Annotated in this window: 15 protein-coding genes and 3 tRNA genes; 9 read left to right on the forward strand and 9 right to left on the reverse strand. The window is 58.2% G+C overall.

The annotated features are described in order from the left end of the window. Nucleotides 1–94: 94 nt before the first annotated feature. Nucleotides 95–1,297, forward strand: coding sequence for a purine nucleoside transporter PunC (punC, locus tag MC269_RS10020; protein WP_081137705.1), 1,203 nt, complete (start codon nt 95–97; stop codon nt 1,295–1,297). A 307-nt stretch (nt 1,298–1,604) separates the two neighbouring features. Continuing rightward, nucleotides 1,605–2,753, forward strand: coding sequence for a cyclopropane fatty acyl phospholipid synthase (gene cfa, locus MC269_RS10025; protein ID WP_239952287.1), 1,149 nt, complete (start codon nt 1,605–1,607; stop codon nt 2,751–2,753). 36 nt (nt 2,754–2,789) lie between these two features. Here the strand turns inward: cfa and MC269_RS10030 are convergent, their stop codons facing one another. Further along, on the reverse strand, nt 2,790–3,443 hold the full coding sequence (locus tag MC269_RS10030; RefSeq protein WP_239952288.1) for a riboflavin synthase subunit alpha: 654 nt from the start codon (nt 3,441–3,443) through the stop codon (nt 2,790–2,792). Nucleotides 3,444–3,636: 193 nt separating this feature from the next. Here MC269_RS10030 and MC269_RS10035 point away from each other — a divergent pair, with 193 nt between their 5' ends. The 6 genes from MC269_RS10035 (at nt 3,637) to MC269_RS10060 (ending at nt 7,702) form a co-directional block, all read left to right on the forward strand. Then, entirely contained in the window at nt 3,637–5,010 is a 1,374-nt protein-coding gene (locus MC269_RS10035) for an MATE family efflux transporter (RefSeq protein WP_239952289.1), read from the forward strand. 153 nt (nt 5,011–5,163) lie between these two features. Further along, a tRNA-Val gene (locus MC269_RS10040) sits at nt 5,164–5,240 on the forward strand. A 3-nt stretch (nt 5,241–5,243) separates the two neighbouring features. Beyond that, a tRNA-Val gene (locus MC269_RS10045) sits at nt 5,244–5,320 on the forward strand. Nucleotides 5,321–5,330: 10 nt separating this feature from the next. Then, nucleotides 5,331–5,407 (forward strand) — tRNA-Val (locus MC269_RS10050). A gap of 344 nt (nt 5,408–5,751) precedes the next feature. Further along, nucleotides 5,752–7,164: a pyruvate kinase PykF gene (pykF, locus tag MC269_RS10055; protein ID WP_239952290.1), complete on the forward strand. Its 1,413-nt coding sequence runs from the start codon at nt 5,752–5,754 to the stop codon at nt 7,162–7,164. Between the two features lie 301 nt (nt 7,165–7,465). Further along, nucleotides 7,466–7,702, forward strand: coding sequence for a major outer membrane lipoprotein (locus MC269_RS10060; RefSeq protein ID WP_007374746.1), 237 nt, complete (start codon nt 7,466–7,468; stop codon nt 7,700–7,702). A gap of 63 nt (nt 7,703–7,765) precedes the next feature. Here MC269_RS10060 and MC269_RS10065 read toward each other — a convergent pair whose 3' ends face one another. Genes MC269_RS10065 through sufA form a run of 7 tightly spaced genes read right to left on the reverse strand, consistent with a single transcriptional unit; the run spans nt 7,766 to nt 14,403 of the window. Then, nucleotides 7,766–8,770, reverse strand: coding sequence for a L,D-transpeptidase family protein (locus MC269_RS10065; RefSeq protein WP_239952291.1), 1,005 nt, complete (start codon nt 8,768–8,770; stop codon nt 7,766–7,768). 56 nt (nt 8,771–8,826) lie between these two features. Next, complete coding sequence (sufE, locus tag MC269_RS10070) at nt 8,827–9,243, reverse strand: cysteine desulfuration protein SufE (RefSeq protein WP_081137342.1); 417 nt, start codon at nt 9,241–9,243, stop codon at nt 8,827–8,829. Nucleotides 9,244–9,263: 20 nt separating this feature from the next. Next, nucleotides 9,264–10,487 carry a cysteine desulfurase SufS gene (gene sufS, locus MC269_RS10075; protein WP_081137703.1) on the reverse strand — a complete coding sequence of 408 codons (1,224 nt, stop codon included), beginning with the start codon at nt 10,485–10,487 and terminating at the stop codon, nt 9,264–9,266. Further along, a complete protein-coding gene (gene sufD / locus MC269_RS10080; protein ID WP_239952292.1) occupies nt 10,487–11,764 on the reverse strand; it encodes a Fe-S cluster assembly protein SufD in 1,278 nt (425 codons plus the stop codon). Before sufD ends, sufS begins: the two co-directional genes overlap by 1 nt. Beyond that, on the reverse strand, nt 11,739–12,485 hold the full coding sequence (gene sufC, locus MC269_RS10085) for a Fe-S cluster assembly ATPase SufC (RefSeq protein ID WP_239952293.1): 747 nt from the start codon (nt 12,483–12,485) through the stop codon (nt 11,739–11,741). The genes sufD and sufC overlap by 26 nt, the downstream gene beginning before the upstream one ends. Before the next feature lie 42 nt (nt 12,486–12,527). Beyond that, entirely contained in the window at nt 12,528–14,021 is a 1,494-nt protein-coding gene (gene sufB / locus MC269_RS10090; protein WP_081137338.1) for a Fe-S cluster assembly protein SufB, read from the reverse strand. A gap of 7 nt (nt 14,022–14,028) precedes the next feature. Beyond that, entirely contained in the window at nt 14,029–14,403 is a 375-nt protein-coding gene (gene sufA / locus MC269_RS10095) for a Fe-S cluster assembly scaffold SufA (RefSeq protein WP_081137336.1), read from the reverse strand. A 390-nt stretch (nt 14,404–14,793) separates the two neighbouring features. Between sufA and MC269_RS10100 the strand changes: the two genes are divergently transcribed. Beyond that, entirely contained in the window at nt 14,794–15,198 is a 405-nt protein-coding gene (locus MC269_RS10100) for a hypothetical protein (RefSeq protein ID WP_081137334.1), read from the forward strand. A gap of 33 nt (nt 15,199–15,231) precedes the next feature. Here the strand turns inward: MC269_RS10100 and MC269_RS10105 are convergent, their stop codons facing one another. Next, the gene (locus MC269_RS10105) at nt 15,232–18,285 is read right to left on the reverse strand and encodes an FAD-binding and (Fe-S)-binding domain-containing protein (RefSeq protein ID WP_239952294.1); all 3,054 of its coding nucleotides are present in this window, start codon (nt 18,283–18,285) and stop codon (nt 15,232–15,234) included. Between the last annotated feature and the right edge of the window lie 153 nt (nt 18,286–18,438).

Consider the following 18,438-nt stretch of genomic DNA (forward strand, 5'->3'; position numbering starts at 1 on the left):
CTCGGCAAATATTAGCGTTTCACAGTGGCGGGCGCACCCTTTTACACTTTGCCGCGTTTAACCTGCCTGACTAATGATGAGAATGAGTAAAACCATGCCGTTATCAAAAGGATTTATGCCCTATCTCGCCCTGCTCAGCATGCTGGGCTTTCTGGCGACCGATATGTATCTGCCCGCTTTTGGCGCGATGCAGCTCAGCTTTAATACCTCTCCCGGCGTGATTAGCGCCAGCATGAGCCTGTTCCTGGCGGGCTTCGCCGTCGGCCAGCTGTTCTGGGGACCACTTTCCGATCGCATCGGCCGCAAGCCGGTGCTGCTGATGGGACTGGCGCTGTTTGCGCTCGGCTGCGCCGGCATGCTGTGGGTGGACAATGTCGCGCTGATGCTGGCGCTGCGCTTTCTGCAGGCGATCGGCGTCTGCGCCGCAGCCGTCAGCTGGCAGGCGCTGGTGGTGGATCGCTATCCGCGCGCGCGCGCCAATAAGGTGTTCGCCACCATTATGCCGCTGGTGGCCCTTTCGCCTGCGCTGGCGCCGCTGCTCGGCGCCTGGCTGATAAGCCATTTTCACTGGCGTTCGATTTTTCTGGTGCTGACGCTCACCGGCGTCGCGCTGATGCTGGTGACGCTGCGCCTGCCCGCTCGCCCGCCCGCGCCGAAAACCGCCGTCGATCAGCCGGGATTTTTCGCCCTGCTGCGCTCGGGCGTCTATGGCGGCAACGTGCTGATCTACGCCGCCTGCTCCGCCAGCTTTTTCGCCTGGCTCACCGGCTCGCCGTTCATTCTCGCCGATGCGGGCCTGACGCCAGCCGATATTGGCCTGAGCTATATCCCGCAAACCATCGCCTTTTTACTGGGCGGGTTCGGCTGCCGCGCGCTGCTTAATCGCTTCGCCGGCGCACAGCTGCTGCCCTGGCTGCTGGCTCTTTACAGCCTGAGCGTAGCAACCCTGTTCGCCGTGGCGTTGACCGGCAGCCATAGCCTGGTCGCCCTGCTGGCGCCTTTTTGCGGCATGGCGCTGGCGAACGGCGCAATTTACCCCATCGTGGTGTCGAACGCGCTGCTGCCCTTTCCGCACGCTACCGGTAAAGCCGCCGCGCTGCAGAACACGCTGCAGCTCGGCCTCTGCTTTCTTGCCAGCCTCGCGGTCTCTGCAGGTTTACAACAACCGCTGCTGATGACTACGCTGATTATGGTAACGACGATTCTCCTGGCGGCAGCGGGCTATGCCTGGCAGCGACGCGCCAGCGCACAAACGGATATTGTCCACGCGCCCGCACCCTGCCAGGATAATCACTAAGGCAACTTTTATAGTTAGCCGCCTAACAATAAGTCGTTGAATATTGACCTGGTTGAGCTTATACTCGACCAGGTCAATAAATCTGCAACAAATCAATAACATAATAGTTTTATTCTTAGGCGATCCTTTTCGCCCGGATGGTGTCTGCACGATTACCTCCCTGTTGTGTCAGACAAAGATTTTCAGATTCAATCCTCTGTAAAACGTCGGATATCAGGCGCACGGAGCGATCCGTGACTTTTCTCACAACGCCTGGGAAATTGGCTATTCTTTTCTCAGGTTCAAGCGGACAGGTGATGGAGAAGCTATGAGTTCATCGTGTATAGAAGAAGTGAGCCTTGAAGAGAACCACTGGTATCGCATCGTCCATGAAATGCTGGAAAAAGCGGATATCGCCATAAACGGCAGTCGTCCCTGGGATATTCAGGTTAAGCATCCTGACTTTTTCAAGCGCGTTATTCAGGATGGCTCACTCGGTCTGGGTGAGTCCTATATGGATGGCTGGTGGGAGTGCGAGCGGCTCGATATGTTTTTTCACCGCGTGCTGAAGCACAAGCTGGATCAGCAGCTGCCGCACCACTTCAAAGATACGCTGCGCATCGCCGCGGCGCGTCTGACCAACCTGCAGTCGAAAAAGCGCGCCTGGATCGTGGGCAAAGAGCATTACGATCTCGGCAACGACCTGTTCTCGCTGATGCTTGATCCCTATATGCAGTACTCCTGTGGCTACTGGAAAGAGGCTGACACCCTGGAGCAGGCGCAGGAAGCGAAGCTCGATATGATCTGCCGCAAGCTGCAGCTTGAGCCAGGCATGACCCTGCTGGATATCGGCTGCGGCTGGGGCGGGCTGGCGGCCTACGCCGCGCGTCACTACGGCGCGATCGTGCACGGCGTCACCATCTCGGCCGAGCAGCAGAAGCTGGCGCAGCAGCGCTGCGAAGGGCTCGACGTCACCATCCTGCTGCAGGACTATCGCGATCTCGATCGGCAGTTTGACCGTATCGTGTCGGTCGGCATGTTCGAGCATGTTGGCCCAAAAAACTACGCCACCTACTTCGACGTGGTGGACCGCAATCTGAAGCCGGACGGCCTCTTTTTGCTGCACACCATCGGCGCCATCCGCACCGATATGAATGTCGATCCCTGGATCGATAAATATATTTTTCCCAACGGCTGCCTGCCGTCGGTGCGCCATATCGCCGACGCCAGCGAACCCCACTTTATTCTCGAAGACTGGCACAATTTCGGCGCCGACTACGACACCACGCTGATGGCCTGGTATGAACGGTTTCTGCAGGCCTGGCCGCAGCTGTCGGAGAAGTATGGCGAGCGTTTCAAACGGATGTTCAGCTACTACCTCAACGCCTGCGCGGGTGCGTTTCGCGCGCGCGATATTCAGCTGTGGCAGGTGCTCTTTAGCCGTGGAGCAGAAGGCGGTTTGCGCGTGGCGCGCTAAACCGCACAAGAAGAGGAGGCGCCCTGAGCGCCTTTTTTATGCCTGCTGCGTATCGCTGTCGAGCAGAGCGGCGGCGGCGGCTTCGCGCTGCGCCAGCACGCGCTCTACGGTGTCGACGATCGCCTGGGTGTGCGGATCGATCTCGATATTGACGCGATGGCCGAGCTTTTTCGCCCCGAGCGTGGTGCGCTCCAGGGTTTCCGGAATCAGGTAGACGCAAAATTTGCTTTTCGTGACGTCGCCCACGGTGAGACTAATGCCGTCGATGCCGACAAAACCTTTATGCAGAATATATTTCATCTGTGCCGGATCCTGGATTTTAAACCAGATCTCGCGGTTATTTTCCGACTGGATAATTTTGCAGATTTCCGCAGTGGTCATAATATGGCCAGACATCAGATGACCGCCAATCTCATCGCTGAATTTTGCCGCACGCTCAATATTTACCACGTCGCCCTGCTGCAGATCGCCTAAATTGGTGACGCGCAGCGTTTCTTTGATCAGGTCGAAACTGACGCGATTGCCGTCAATGGCTGTCACGGTTAAGCAGCAGCCGTTGTGGGCCACCGACGCGCCCAGCGCCAGCCCCGGCAGCAGCTCTTCCGGCAGCTCGGCGACATGGGTGCGAAATAGCTCTTTCTCTTCAATGGACACAATCTTTGCGGTGCCCTGCACAATTCCGGTAAACATAGTTTTGGCCTCCTCGAATTTTGCCCTAGCTTATCACAGCTTAGCGCGCGGATATTATTTCCGCGTCGCGTGCGCATGACGGCGGCAATATAACGCACGGCGTGACAAAGCTTGGTGAATCGGGTTAATCCCGCTACACTGAGCGCGCATTTCTTAAGGTTTACTCCCCTTTCTTTTTTTAACAGGTGTTAACGTGCAGAAGTATTTAACAGAAGCGCGTCAATTGCTTGCCCTTGCGATCCCGGTCATCCTTGCTCAGGTGGCGCAGACCGCAATGGGATTTGTGGATACCATTATGGCCGGCGCGGTAAGCGCCACGGATATGGCCGCCGTCGCAGTCGGCACCTCTATCTGGCTTCCGGCCATCTTGTTTGGCCACGGTCTTCTGCTTGCATTGACGCCAACCGTTGCGCAACTCAACGGCTCCGGCCGCCGCGAACGCATTGCCGAACAGGTTCGGCAGGCTTACTGGCTGGCGTTTTTCGTCGCTATCCTGATTATGGTGCTGCTGTGGAATGCCGGTTACGTTATCCGCGCGATGCACGATATCGATGAGCAGCTTGCTCTCAAGGCAGAGGGCTATCTGCACGCGCTGCTGTGGGGCGCGCCCGGCTACCTCTTCTTTCAGGTGATGCGCAACCAGTGCGAAGGGCTGTCGAAAACCAAGCCTGGCATGGTGATGGGGTTTATCGGCCTGCTGGTCAATATCCCGCTGAACTGGATCTTTATCTACGGCCATTTCGGCATGCCGGCGCTGGGCGGCGTCGGCTGCGGCGTGGCAACCGGCTCGGTTTACTGGGTGATGTTCCTCGTCATGCGCCTCTGGGTGCGCCGCATGGGCAGCATGCGCGACATCCGCATGCAGACTCGCTGGTCGCCGCCGTCGCGCGCCGTTCTGCAGCGGCTGGTCTCCCTTGGCCTGCCGGTGGCGCTGGCGCTTTTCTTTGAAGTGACCCTGTTCGCCGTGGTGGCGCTGATGGTGTCGCCGCTCGGCATCGTCGACGTGGCGGGGCATCAGATCGCGCTCAACTTTAGCTCGCTGATGTTCGTGCTGCCGCTCTCGCTGGGCGTCGCCACCACCATTCGCGTCGGCTACCGCCTCGGTCAGGGCTCGGCCGAGCAGGCGCGCGTGGCGGCCTGGACCGCGCAGGCCGTCGGCGTCTGCATGGTGGCGGTGACCGCCTTGTTTACCGTCACCTTCCGCCATCAGATCGCCCTGCTCTACAACGATAATCCCGAGGTGGTGGCGCTGGCGGCGCAGCTGATGCTGCTGGCGGCAATTTACCAGTTCTCCGATTCGATTCAGGTTATCGGCAGCGGCATCCTGCGCGGCTATAAAGATACGCGCTCCATCTTCTTTATTACCTTTATCGCCTACTGGCTGCTGGGGCTGCCCAGCGGCTATACGCTGGCGATGACCGACTGGGTGGTGCCGCGTCTCGGTCCGGCCGGTTTCTGGTGCGGCTTTATTATCGGCCTGACCTCGGCGGCGATCATGATGCTGTGGCGCATTCGTCGCCTGCAGCTGCTGCCTGCGCAGGTGATCCTGGCGCGCGCGGCGCGCTAAGTAGCTGAACGGGCCGGAAAAGGCCCGTGACGCCTAAAAAAACGACGCATAGCACAGTTGCTGGTCAGTCAGCGTGAAAAAAGCGTTTTTCCGCTTGCCAGCGTGGCGGCCTGTCGTTAATATTCGTCCCCGCTGTCGCCCTGACAGCGTGTTGCGCTCTTAGCTCAGTTGGTTAGAGCACCACCTTGACATGGTGGGGGTCGATGGTTCGAGTCCATTAGAGCGCACCAAGTGCGTCCGTAGCTCAGTTGGTTAGAGCACCACCTTGACATGGTGGGGGTCGGTGGTTCGAGTCCACTCGGACGCACCATTTCTCAAATGCGTTCTTAGCTCAGTTGGTTAGAGCACCACCTTGACATGGTGGGGGTCGATGGTTCGAGTCCATTAGAACGCACCACTCTTGCTGTTTATCTCCCTTGCGCAACTTCACCTTTTCTTGATCTCCGTCGTTTCCTTCTCTGCTTTTTAATTGGTTTTCGGATACTTAGCGTCTATACTATGCCGCGTTGTTCCACTTGAAAGGTTTCAGCGCGGCGTGCCTATGGCGATAACTCATACTCTTTGCGCAACACGCGTTTGTCGGTTTCCAGACGTAACCGCACAACTTCCCTGCACGCTCCGCCTGCGTCACCTATTCTTACTCTGTACCGTCCGTTTCGATATCAACCAGAATTTTCATTTCGATGCGTCGTCGTCGAATCCCAACCTTTATCATCCATCACAACTTACAGATAACCTGTCATGAAAAAGACCAAGATCGTTTGTACTATCGGTCCGAAAACCGAATCGGAAGAGATGCTGACCCAGCTGCTTGAAGCCGGCATGAACGTTATGCGCCTCAATTTCTCCCACGGTGACTACGCCGAACATGGCCAGCGCATCGCCAATATGCGTGCGGTGATGCAAAAAACCGGTCGCCAGGCTGGCATTCTGCTTGACACCAAAGGTCCGGAAATCCGTACCATGAAGCTGGAAGGCGGTCAGGACGTGTCGCTGAAAGCGGGTCAGACCTTTACCTTTACCACCGATCAGAGCGTGATCGGCAACAGCGAACGCGTTGCCGTCACCTATTCCGGCTTCACCGAAGATCTGAAAATCGGCAACACCGTGCTGGTGGATGACGGCCTGATCGGCATGGAAGTGACCGAAGTCACCGAGAATGCCGTAGTGTGCACCGTGCTGAACAACGGCGACCTGGGCGAGAACAAAGGCGTTAACCTGCCGGGCGTCTCCATTCAGCTGCCTGCGCTGGCGGAAAAAGACAAGCGCGACCTGATCTTCGGCTGCGAGCAGGGTGTCGACTTCGTGGCGGCGTCGTTTATTCGCAAGCGTTCCGACGTGTTGGAAATCCGTGAGCACCTGAAAGCGCACGGCGGCGAGCATATTCAGATCATCTCCAAGATTGAAAACCAGGAAGGCCTGAACAACTTCGACGAGATCCTTGACGCCTCTGACGGCATCATGGTGGCGCGCGGCGATCTCGGCGTGGAAATCCCGGTTGAAGAGGTGATTTTCGCGCAGAAGATGATGATCAAAAAGTGCAACAAGGCGCGTAAAGTGGTGATCACCGCCACCCAGATGCTCGACTCGATGATCAAAAACCCGCGCCCTACCCGCGCGGAAGCGGGCGACGTGGCCAACGCCATCCTTGACGGCACCGATGCGGTGATGTTGTCCGGCGAGAGCGCCAAAGGCAAATACCCGCTGGAGTCGGTGACCATTATGGCCACCATCTGCGAGCGCACTGACCGCGTGATGAAGTCGCGTATCGACACGCTGGAAGATTCCCGCAAGCTGCGTATCACCGAGGCGGTGTGTCGTGGCGCGGTGGAAACCGCGGAAAAACTGGAAGCGCCGCTGATCGTGGTGGCGACCGAAGGCGGCAAATCTGCCAAGTCGGTGCGTAAATACTTCCCGGACGCCACCATTCTGGCGCTGACCACCAACGCGACCACCGCGCGTCAGCTGATCCTGAGCAAAGGGGTGGAAACGCGTCTGGTGACTGAGATCGCCTCTACCGACGATTTCTACCGCATCGGCAAAGAGATGGCGCTGGAAAGCGGCTACGCGCAGAAAGGCGACGTGGTGGTCATGGTCTCTGGCGCATTAGTACCAAGCGGTACCACAAATACCGCCTCAGTACACGTGATTTAATTACCCTGAAATTTAATTTAAGAGCGCCTTTCGGGGCGCTTTTTTTATTCTGCCACTAATACAAAACCCAAAAATTTCCAATCGATAATAACTATTCAATATCCTCCTAAATTAAGGTTAATCCGATTAAATCTCTCTGTTTTCGCTAAATATTTTTATCATATGCGGCGAAGCGCTGCTTCTTTGAGCGAACGATCAAGTTTAAGCATCTTCTCATCAAAAATTTATTCTCAACTTAAAAAGCTTTGTGTAATACTTGTAACGCTACATGGAGATTAACTCAATCTAGAGGGTATAAATAATGAATCGTACTAAACTGGTACTGGGCGCGGTAATCCTGGGTTCAACTCTGCTGGCTGGTTGCTCAAGCAACGCTAAAATCGACCAGCTGTCTTCAGACGTTCAGACTCTGAACGCGAAAGTTGACCAGCTGAGCAACGACGTGAACGCAATCCGTTCTGACGTGCAGGCTGCTAAAGATGACGCAGCTCGTGCTAACCAGCGTCTGGACAACCAGGCTCACTCTTACCGTAAGTAAGAGTTCTGGTTTGAAAAATGGCGCCCATGTGGCGCCATTTTTTTTGCCCTGATTTTCTCGCCCTCAGGGCGTCGCTGCCGCCGTTTGATCCACCGGCGCGGCCTGCGCACTCTTCTGCGCCTCATCGCGCGTCTGCGCATCCGCCGCCTCGCCAGCCGACACCAGCACCGGCATACCGGAACGACGCTCCAGCGCCGCTTTAATCAGCGCGCTGTCGCTGTGCGGACTCTTGATAAACTTCTTCAGCGCCGGGCTGAGCGCGAGCGGCATGGTCTGGGGATCGTCTTTGTCGCTGTGCGACAGCGGCTGATGCACCTCGACGTAGCGTTTTCCGTCCGGCTCGACGGCATATTTCACCGGCTGGTTGATCACCTGCACGCGCGTCCCTTTCGGTACACTGTTGAACAGCGCCTCGATATCCTGCGGGCGCAGACGAATGCAGCCGGAGCTGACGCGCATGCCGATGCCGAAGTCCGCGTTGGTGCCGTGGATCAGGTAGTTGCCGCTGCCGCGCGCCAGACGCAGCGCAAACAGCCCCATCGGGTTCTCCGGGCCTGCAGGCACCACCGCTGGCAGCGTCACGCCCTCTTTGGCGTAGCGCTTGCGTATGTTGACGGTAGGCGTCCAGGTGGGGTTAGGGATTTTCTGGCTGATGCTGGTGACCATCACCGGCGTCGCGGCGCCGAGCTGGCCGATGCCGATAGGATAGACGATGACCTTGTCCTCGCCTTTCGGATAGTAATAGAGGCGCAGTTCGGCCAGGTTGACCACAATCCCCTCGCGCGGCGTATCCGGCAGCAGCATCTGCTGCGGCACCACGAGCTGCGTGCCCGCTTTGGGAAGCCAGGGATCGGTGCCCGGATTCGCCTCCAGCATGCTCAGCAGCCCGATCTGATACTTCGCCGCAATCGCTTCAAGGGGACGTTTGTCGTCGGGAACGGTGGTTAACTGGTTTTCGCCGATAAGACGGCTGTCAGCGGGAGGAAGCGGATAGTCCGTGGAAAAAGCCGGTGCGTTGAGTCCAACGCTTAGCAGCAGCGCACCGGCGAAACGTAAGGCTGATTTCATGCAATCTTCTCTTTCAGATAAAAAAACAGACGCCTGTTGGCGTCTGCTAGTTTAACTCAGAGGAGATTTTGAGCGTTATGGCGAATTGCCCGAATCATCGCCTCAAGGCCCTGCGACCGTGAAGGCGTCAGATGCTGCGTCAGCGCCAGCTCTTCGAACCAGTGACGCACGTCCAGCGCGACGATATCCGCTGGCGTCAGGTTTTGATAGAGGCTAAACACTACCGCAATCAATCCCTTAACGATAGCGGCGTCGCTGTCGCCTTCAAAGGCGATGGTGCCGTCGCTCTGCGGATGCATCTTGATCCAGACCTGGCTCTGGCAGCCAGAGATGACATTTTCCGGCTGATGCAGGCTTTCGGATGATTCTGGAAGTTTCGCCCCCAGCTCGATGATGTAGAGGTACTTCTCTTCCCAGTTGGCGCAACGGTTAAAGTTGCGCACCAGTTTCTCTTTTTCTGGCAACGTAGCCATCACTTACTCCTGAACTCTGCTCAACCGCCCAGCAGACGATGAATACGGGTCAAACCGGCCGCCAGACGATCGGCCTCTTCTTCGCTGTTGTAGAAGGCGAACGAGGCGCGGCACATGGCGGGAACCGCAAAGCGACGCATCAGCGGCATAGCGCAGTGATGGCCGGTGCGGATGGCGATACCGTACTGATCGAGGAAGCTGCCAACGTCATAGGCGTGATGCTTGCCCAGATTAAAGGCGATGACGCCTGCGCGATCCTGCGGACCGTAAATCACCAGATCGGGCACCGAGGCGAGCTTGTCGAGCGCATAGCGCATCAGCGCCTGTTCGCGCTGCTGGATAGCGTCCAGACCAATCGACTCCACATAGTTCAGCGCCGCGCCAAAGCCGATGATGCCGCCGGTGTTGGGCGTGCCCGCTTCAAAACGCCACGGCGCCTTGTTCCAGGTGGTGCCGGTCGGCAGCAGGACCTGATCGATCATCGAGCCGCCCCCTTCCCACGGCGGCATCTCGTCGAGCAGCGCTTTGCGCCCGTAGAGAATGCCGACGCCGTTAGGGCCGTAAATTTTGTGGCTGGAGAAGACGTAGAAGTCGCAGTCGATATCCTGCACGTCGACCTTGCCGTGCATCACCGCCTGCGCGCCGTCCACCAGCGTCACCAGACCCGCGGCTTTCGCCTGCGCCACCAGCGCCTTGACCGGGTTAACGGTGCCGAGCACGTTGGAGACGTGCGTCACCGCCAGCAGTCGCGTGCGGCTATCGATCAGCTCCGCCAGCGCCTCGAGCGCCAGCTCGCCGTTGTCGTTCAGCGGCAGCACGCGGATTTCCGCGCCGGTGCGCTGCGCCACCATCTGCCACGGCACGATATTGGCGTGGTGCTCCATCTCGGTAATGATCAGATTGTCGCCGGCTTTGAGCTGGCTTGCGCCCCAGCTGTTCGCCACCAGGTTGATCCCCTCGGTGGTGCCTTTGACAAACACGATCTCTTCCGGCGAAGAGGCGTTAAGGAAACGCGCCGCCTGCAGGCGGACGTTTTCCATATCGGTGGTGGCCTGCGCGCTCAGGCTGTGAATGCCGCGATGCACGGCCGCATAGCCGTGCTGATAGAAATGGCTTTCGGCGTTAATCACCGCCAGCGGACGCTGGGCGCTGGCCGCGCTGTCAAGGTAGGCCAGCGGATGACCGTTGACCTCACGCTTCAGGATCGGGAAGTCGGCCCTGATACGTTCGAGATCGAAGTTCATCATGAGGCATCTCCAGGGAAACGCGCCGCGATGCGTTGCAGAACCGCCTGACGCAGCGTCTCATCATCCAGCGCTTCGGTCAGCTCAGCGGCGAAAGCGTGAATAATCATCTGCTGCGCCGCCTCTTCTGCAATACCGCGCGAGCGCAGGTAGAACATCTGTTCGTCATCGATGCGGCCGATGGTCGCGCCGTGGCTGCACTTCACGTCGTCGGCGTAGATTTCCAGCTGCGGCTTGGTGTCTACTTCCGCCAGACGGCCCAGCAACAGGTTGTTGTTGGTCATCTGTCCGTCAGTTTTCAGCGCGTGCTGCGCCACTTTAATGTGGCCGTTGAACACCGCGCGGCCTTTGTCGCGCGAAATGGTTTTGTGCAGCTGACGACTCAGGCAGTAGCCTTTGTTGTGCTCCAGATAGCTGCGCGTGTCCGCCACTTCCGCATTCATCGGCAGCACCAGGCTGTTAAGCGACAGCTGGGTGTTTTCACCGTTGAGCTGCACGCTGGTGTTGTGGCGCGAGAGACCGGCGCCCAGCAGGAAGCTGGTGCTGCTGACCTGCGCATCACGGCCAATAACGATATCGTTATGGGCGAAGTGGTAGCTGCTGCTCTCTTCAAACGCCAGCTTGATATGCGTCAGCTGGGCGTTGTCGCCCACCGCGAAGGTGAAGCGCGCGCCGGTAAAGTGCTGCGTGCCGTTCAGCGTCACGTAGTGCTCGATGACCTGCGCCTGCGCGCTCTCTTCCAGCTCGAAGTGGTGGCGATGATGCACGGTGTTGAGCGCATCAGCCTGACCGCTGGTGATATGCAGCAGATAGAGCGGACGCGCCGCCGCTTTGCCGCGCGCCAGGCGAATCGAGGTTACCTCTTCCGCCAGGCTTTCGGTCAGGTGCAGAAACACCTCTGGCTGCACCGGTGCCGGCAGCGGACGACGCTCGGCGGCGCGGCTGTGCTGCACGGCGAACAGCTCGGTGTCGCCCGCGCTCAGCGACGGCTGAAACTGGCCGTCGACGAACACCAGACGAATGGCGTCGAGCGGCAGCGCCAGCGCGTCAACCTGCGCCTGACTCAGGCTGTTCGCCTGCGGCAGCACGAACTGGTGGGCCAGCAGGCCGTCCAGCGCGGTGTATTTCCAGTTTTCATGCTTACGCGTCGGCAGGCCGACGCGCATCAGCTGCTGCCAGTGCTGCTGAGCCTGCAGCGAGCGTGACTCGCCGCGCGATTCAAACAGATGATGCCACTGCTGCAGGGCGTTATCACTCTTCGTCGGTAAGCCAGCCATAGCCTTGCTCCTCCAGCTGTTTCACCAGAGTAAAGTCGCCAGATTTGACGATCTTGCCTTTGTACAGCACGTGCACGAAGTCTGGCTTGATGTAGTCCAGAATACGCTGGTAGTGGGTCACGATAATAAAGGCGCGCTTCTCGTCGCGCAGGCTGTTAACGCCTTTCGCGACGATTTTCAGCGCATCGATATCGAGACCGGAGTCGGTTTCATCGAGGATGCACAGCTCAGGCTCCAGCGCCGCCATCTGCAGAATGTCGTTGCGTTTCTTTTCGCCGCCGGAGAAGCCGACGTTAACGGAACGGGTCAGTAGATCTTCCGGCATCTTCAGCAGATGGATCTTGTCTTCGATAAAGTCCTGGAAGTCAAAGCGATCCAGCTCTTCGTTGCCGCGATATTTACGCACCGCGTTGACCGCGGTCTGCAAGAAGAACTGGTTGCTGACGCCTGGGATCTCCACCGGATACTGAAACGCCATAAAGATGCCTTCGCCCGCGCGATCTTCTGGGTCAAGCTCCAGCAGATCTTTGCCTTTGAAGCTCACGGAACCGCCGGTGATTTCGTAATCTTCACGGCCAGCCAGCGTGGCAGAGAGCGTGCTTTTGCCTGAGCCGTTCGGGCCCATAATAGCGTGCACTTCGCCCGGTTTCACTTCGAGGTTAAGACCGCGCAGAATCTCTTTGTCTTCAACGCTAACCTGTAAATCTTTAATGCTTAACATACTTATTCCTTCACATTGCTTCCGGCAACGCGTGTGACGGCATCAGCCCACACTGTGCTCAAGGCTGATGGCTAACAGTTTTTGCGCTTCCACGGCGAACTCCAGTGGCAGCTCAGAGAAAACGTCTTTACAGAAGCCGTTAACGATCATGGAGATCGCATCTTCTTCGCTGATACCGCGCTGCAGGCAGTAAAACAGCTGATCTTCGCCGATGCGTGAGGTGGTCGCCTCATGCTCGAGCTGAGCGGTGTTGTTGCGGGTTTCCACATACGGGAAGGTATGCGCGCCGCAATCAGGGCCGATCAGCATCGAGTCGCACTGGGTAAAGTTACGCGCGTTGGTCGCGGTCGGCATGATTTTCACCAGGCCGCGATAGGTATTCTGGCTCTTACCGGCGGAGATACCCTTAGAGATGATGGTCGATTTGGTGTTTTTACCAATATGGATCATCTTGGTGCCGGTATCTGCCTGCTGGCGTCCGCTGGTCAGCGCCACCGAATAGAATTCGCCGATGGAGTTGTCGCCGCGCAGAATGCAGCTCGGGTATTTCCAGGTAATGGCGGAGCCGGTCTCGGACTGCGTCCAGGACATTTTGCTGTTCTCGCCTTCGCACAGCGCACGCTTGGTCACGAAGTTCAGGATACCGCCTTCGCCTTCGCCGCCAGGGAACCAGTTCTGCACGGTGGAGTATTTCACTTCCGCGTTTTTGTGGATGATCACTTCCACTACCGCCGCGTGCAGCTGATAGGTGTCACGCACCGGTGCCGAACAGCCTTCAATGTAGCTGACGTAGCTGTCTTCATCCGCAATCAGGATGGTGCGCTCGAACTGACCGGTTTTCGCCGCGTTGATGCGGAAATAGGTCGACAGCTCCATCGGGCAGCGCACCCCTTTCGGGATATAAACGAAGGTGCCGTCAGAGGCGACCGCCGAGTTCAGCGCGGCGAAGAAGTTGTCGTTGGCCGGCACCACGGTGCCGAGATACTTCTGCACCAGCTCAGGGTGTTCCTGAATCGCTTCGCCAAAGGAGCAGAAGATAATGCCCTGCTCCGCCAGCTTGCCGCGATAGGTGGTGGCGACGGAAACGGAGTCGAAAATTGCGTCGACCGCCACTTCGCGCCCTTCGCGCACCGGCACGCCGAGCTGATCGAACGCTTTCTCAACTTCCTGCGTCAGGTAGTTGTTGGTCTCTTCGATGCCTGACGACTGCAGCGCGCCCGGCTCTGAGGCGCAGCTGTCGTCGCAGTTGCCGCAGGAGGGCGCCGAGTAATAGCTGTAATCCTGGTAATCAAGCTTGTCGTAATGCGCTTTCAGCCAGTGCGGCTCTTCCATTTCGAGCCAGGCGCGAAAGGCTTTAAGACGAAACTCCAGCATCCACTCTGGCTCGTTACGTTTAGCCGAGATCGCGCGCACCACATCCTCATTGATGCCGTGCGCCATTTCGTCGGTTTGCAACTGGGTAAAGAAGCCCTCTTTGTAGTTGAGCTTGCCTTCCCACATTTGTACATCGTCAGATGTTTCGCTGTGTCGTGACATATTTCACTTACTCGACGCCAAAGCTTTCACCGCACCCGCAGGCGTGTTGAGCTTTAGGGTTATTGAATTTAAAAATCTGATTCAGGCCTTCGCGGACGTAATCCACTTCGGTGCCGTCGATAAACGGCATTGCCTGAAGCGGCACATAGAGCGATGCGCCGTTATGGGTAAACTGCAGATCGTCGTCGGCGGGCGTTTTCACCAGATCCATGACGTAACCGAAACCGGCGCAGCCGGATTGCTTCACGCCCAGGTGCAAGCCTTTAACTTCAGGATCTTGCGCCACCAGGTTAAGAATTTGCTTCGCGGCGGAATCAGTGAGCGTGACCCCTTTCCAGACGAAATCGTCGGGAGAGAAAGTTGCTGCATTTACAGATGCCATGTTGATACCTCGTAAGTCCGGACCTTTTCAGGCTATCCCCCTATGGTAAGGATCTGGGCGATCACTTCAACCTCTTGTTTTGCAGGGATAATCATCTTGTGCTGTTTTTAATCGCTGCTTTATTAAGCATAGCTGCTTCGCAGCCCTTTGCGGCGAGACAGCGCGCGCGCAAATCGATAGCCTAACCTGTTAAAATTACGTAAAAAAATTTTCAGCCAGTTATTAATAAATTCTTATTGATAGGTTACGCCTTTATGAAACCTTTGGGGATTGTTGTTGCCGATTTTATTAACAGGCTAAGTAAATCATCAAATTTTTCGCCCAGCGCAATTGCAATCCTCACCCAGTTGAATATGATAATTATTATCATTAACCATTTGAGGTGGCGCCATGACGCTTTCCGTCTCCGCCTGGTTACAGCACAAAATCGACGACTACAAATTCTCGGTGCGCGATCTCACCGTTGATTTCTATATGGCGCAGGCAAAGCTCAACCGCGCCGACTGCACCATTCATCAGCTGCGTCAGTTTAACGACACCTGTCTGGATATGGCGGAAATCTGCCAGATCAACGGAGACGATCAAAGCTACCTGCACGCCATGGGCAAACTGCATCATCGTCTGGTGCAAGAGATGGGCAACAGCGAACGCGATCGGCTGTTCCGCATTCAGGCCTATCAGCTGGCGCGCCTCTCGCTCACCCGCCTGTGCCATCAGCTGGCGCTGGTCGGTGAGTGGGACAAAGCCACCGCGCTGCAGAGCGACTTCGTGCGTCACGCGGGCTGGATATTCTAATCCAGCCGCGTCGTGACGTCGCGCACAATTTCGTTACATTAATGCCAGCAGCGCCTGCAGCGGATGACGCATACCGTTGCCCTCCAGCCTTTTCACCTGGCTGCGGCAGGAGAAGCCCGTCGCCAGGCAGCGCTGACGCGGCAGCTTCTGCAGCTGTGGATGCCATGACAGCCCATAAATGCCCAGCGAATTGTCGAGATTCTTGCTTTCATGGCCGTAGGTGCCCGCCATCCCGCAGCAGCCGACGTTAATGTTTTCCAGCTTCGCGCCGAAGCGGGCGAAGATCTCCTGCCACTGATTCGGCGTGTTCGGCAGCGCCGTCACCTCGGTGCAGTGCGCGAACAGATACCAGCTCTCCCCGCTCACCGGCTGCGCGGCGCGCGCGCTCAGCACGTCGCGCAGCCACTCATGCACCAGCTGCACATGAAAATCGCCGCGCGCCTCGCCGAGCGTCTGCTTATATTCATCGCGATAGCAGAGCACCGTCGCCGGATCGACGCCGACCATCGGCATGCCGAGTTTCGCCACGCGATTGAGAAAGTCCGCGGTTTTGCCGGCGGTGCGCGCAAAGCGCTGCAGAAAGCCTTTCACGTGCTGCGCCTTGCCGTTGGGCATAAAGGGCAGCAGCACCGGCCGCAGGCCGAGCTTTTCGATCAGGCGGATAAAATCGGCAATCAGCTGCGCCTCGTAGAAGCTGGTGAAAGGATCCTGCACCACCAGCACCGTGTCGGCGCGCGCCTCGACGCTTAGCGCCTCCAGCTGCTCCAGCGTCATGTTCATCGCTGGATGGCCGCTCAGCGTCCTTTTCAGCGACGGCGACGACAGCAGCGGCAGATCGACCATGCCGATATGGTTCTTGCTCAGCTCGCGCATCCACGGCTGCTTCAGGAAGAAGTTAAAGGTCTTTGGCGCCTTCGCCATCAGCGGCGCGTAGCTCTCCACTGCCGCCACCAGATGGTCGCTTACCGGGCGCAGATAGCGCGTGTGGTAGAGCTGTAAAAAGCGCGCGCGAAAGTCCGGCACGTCGATTTTGATCGGGCACTGCGTTGAGCAGGCCTTACAGGCGAGACAGCCGGACATCGCCTCATGCACCTCATGAGAGAAGTCATACTCCCCTTTGCTGGCGTGCCAGCTGTTGCGCACCCGGCCAATCAGCGCCCGCAGCGACAGGCTGTTTTCCGGCAGCTGCTTCTCCAGCTGCTGCGGATCGACACCCTGCTCCGCCAGCAGGCGCAGCCATTCGCGCGTCAGGGTGGCGCGCCCTTTCGGCGAATGAATGCGGTTGCGGGTGATCTTCATCGACGGGCACATCGGGCTGCGCGCATCGAAGTTAAAGCAGAGGCCGTTGCCGTTGCACTCCATCGCCCCGCGCCAGTCGCTGCGCACCGTCAGCGGGATCTGGCGGTCATAGCTGCCGCGCTTCACCGCGTCTACCTGCATCATTGGCTCGTTGCTGCCGAGCGGCGTGCAGATCTTGCCGGGGTTCATGCGGTTGTCGGGATCGAACGCCGCCTTGATGCGGCGCAGCTCATTGAACAGGGTTTCGCCGAAAAAGGCCGGGCTGTACTGCGCGCGGAAGCCTTTGCCGTGCTCGCCCCACAGCAGTCCGCCGTAGCGGGCGGTCAGCGCCACCACCTCATCCGACAGGGTTTTCATCAGCATCTCCTGCTGCGGATCGCACATATCCAGCGCCGGGCGCACGTGCAGCACCCCCGCGTCGACGTGGCCGAACATGCCATAGCTCAGGCCGTGGCTGTCGAGCAGCGCGCGAAACTCGACGATATAGTCGGCGAGGTGCTCCGGCGGCACGGCGGTGTCCTCGACGAAGGGGATCGGCTTGGCGCGGCCTTTGGCGTTGCCCAGCAGGCCCACCGCTTTTTTGCGCATGTTATAGATGCGCTCGATGCCGTCGAGGTCGTCGCAGAGCTGGTAGCCGATCACGCCGCCCTGACGCTGCGCCATCAGCGTTTCGAGCCGCGCGCAGAGCGAGGAGACCTGCTGTTCGATCAGCGCGCCGTCGTCGCCGGCAAACTCAACGATGTTCAGGCCAAGCATCTCTTTATCCGGCACGTCGGCGATCAGCTCGCGCACCGAATGCCAGACGATATCTTCCCGCGCCAGGTTGAGCACCTTAGAGTCGACCGTTTCAACCGACAGCGCCTGCGCCTCCACCATAAAGGGCGCGTTGCGCAGCGCGGAGTCGAACGAGTCATATTTGATGTTCACCAGGCGACGCACTTTCGGGATCGGGGTGATATCGAGCCGCGCCTCGGTGATAAAGGCCAGCGTACCTTCCGCGCCGCACAGAATGCGCGTCAGATCGAAGGTCTGCATATCGTCGCTAAAGACGTGGCGCAGGTCGTAGCCGGTCAGGAAGCGGTTGAGCTTCGGGAATTTCTCCAGGATCAGCGCGCGCTGCTCGCGGCAGCGCGTTAACACCTGCTGATAAATACGCCCCTCCGGCGTCGCGCTCTGCGCCAGCGTCTCTGCCAGCGCGGCGGCCATCGGCCGGGTATCGAGAATATCGCCGCCCAGCAGCACCGCGCGCAGCCCCAGCACATGATCGGAGGTTTTACCGTAAACCAGCGATCCCTGGCCAGAGGCGTCGGTATTGATCATGCCGCCCAGCGTGGCGCGGTTGCTGGTAGAGAGTTCCGGCGAGAAGAAAAAGCCGTAGGGCTTCAGCCAGGCGTTGAGCTGATCTTTGACCACGCCCGCTTCGACGCGCACCCAGCCCTGCTCCGGATTAATCTCCAGAATGCGGTTCATGTAGCGCGACATATCCACCACGATGCCCTGATTCAGCGACTGGCCGTTGGTGCCGGTGCCGCCGCCGCGCGGCGTGAAGACCAGTTCATTAAAGCGCGCCTCACCCGCTACGCGCGCGATCAGCGCCACGTCGGCGGTGGAGCGCGGAAAGAGCACCGCGTCCGGCAGCAGCTGATAGATGCTGTTGTCAGTGGACATCAGCAGGCGGTCGGCATAGCTGGTGGCGGTATCGCCGGTGAAACCCTGCGCCTTCAGCGCCTCGAGGAATGTCAGCACCCGTTGAACGAGGCCGGGCGCCTGAGAAATCTGTGGGATCATTATTGAGAGACCAGGATGTTGTAAACGTTTGCGTTGCTTGTTTTGTCTGAACGTTCCGTTTTAACACATTTTTTTCGCGCTCGCTGTTTTTTCAGGAAAGGGAAAAAGCGCCCCTTTCGCCTCTGTTTAAAGCGGACAAAATAGCTCATCATT

Source organism: Pantoea sp. Z09 (genome assembly GCF_022394795.1).
GTDB lineage: Bacteria > Pseudomonadota > Gammaproteobacteria > Enterobacterales > Enterobacteriaceae > Pantoea > Pantoea latae.

Excerpts from the sequence above, each read along its gene's own strand:
- punC (WP_081137705.1), top strand. The coding sequence starts at position 95 with ATGCCGTTATCAAAAGGATTTATGCCCTATCTCGCCCTGCTCAGCATG.
- pykF (WP_239952290.1), top strand. The coding sequence starts at position 5,752 with ATGAAAAAGACCAAGATCGTTTGTACTATCGGTCCGAAAACCGAATCG.
- sufA (WP_081137336.1), bottom strand. The coding sequence starts at position 14,403 with ATGGCATCTGTAAATGCAGCAACTTTCTCTCCCGACGATTTCGTCTGG.
- sufC (WP_239952293.1), bottom strand. The coding sequence starts at position 12,485 with ATGTTAAGCATTAAAGATTTACAGGTTAGCGTTGAAGACAAAGAGATT.
- MC269_RS10100 (WP_081137334.1), top strand. The coding sequence starts at position 14,794 with ATGACGCTTTCCGTCTCCGCCTGGTTACAGCACAAAATCGACGACTAC.
- cfa (WP_239952287.1), top strand. The coding sequence starts at position 1,605 with ATGAGTTCATCGTGTATAGAAGAAGTGAGCCTTGAAGAGAACCACTGG.
- sufS (WP_081137703.1), bottom strand. The coding sequence starts at position 10,487 with ATGAACTTCGATCTCGAACGTATCAGGGCCGACTTCCCGATCCTGAAG.
- MC269_RS10030 (WP_239952288.1), bottom strand. The coding sequence starts at position 3,443 with ATGTTTACCGGAATTGTGCAGGGCACCGCAAAGATTGTGTCCATTGAA.
- sufD (WP_239952292.1), bottom strand. The coding sequence starts at position 11,764 with ATGGCTGGCTTACCGACGAAGAGTGATAACGCCCTGCAGCAGTGGCAT.
- sufE (WP_081137342.1), bottom strand. The coding sequence starts at position 9,243 with ATGGCTACGTTGCCAGAAAAAGAGAAACTGGTGCGCAACTTTAACCGT.
- MC269_RS10060 (WP_007374746.1), top strand. The coding sequence starts at position 7,466 with ATGAATCGTACTAAACTGGTACTGGGCGCGGTAATCCTGGGTTCAACT.
- MC269_RS10105 (WP_239952294.1), bottom strand. The coding sequence starts at position 18,285 with ATGATCCCACAGATTTCTCAGGCGCCCGGCCTCGTTCAACGGGTGCTG.
- sufB (WP_081137338.1), bottom strand. The coding sequence starts at position 14,021 with ATGTCACGACACAGCGAAACATCTGACGATGTACAAATGTGGGAAGGC.
- MC269_RS10065 (WP_239952291.1), bottom strand. The coding sequence starts at position 8,770 with ATGAAATCAGCCTTACGTTTCGCCGGTGCGCTGCTGCTAAGCGTTGGA.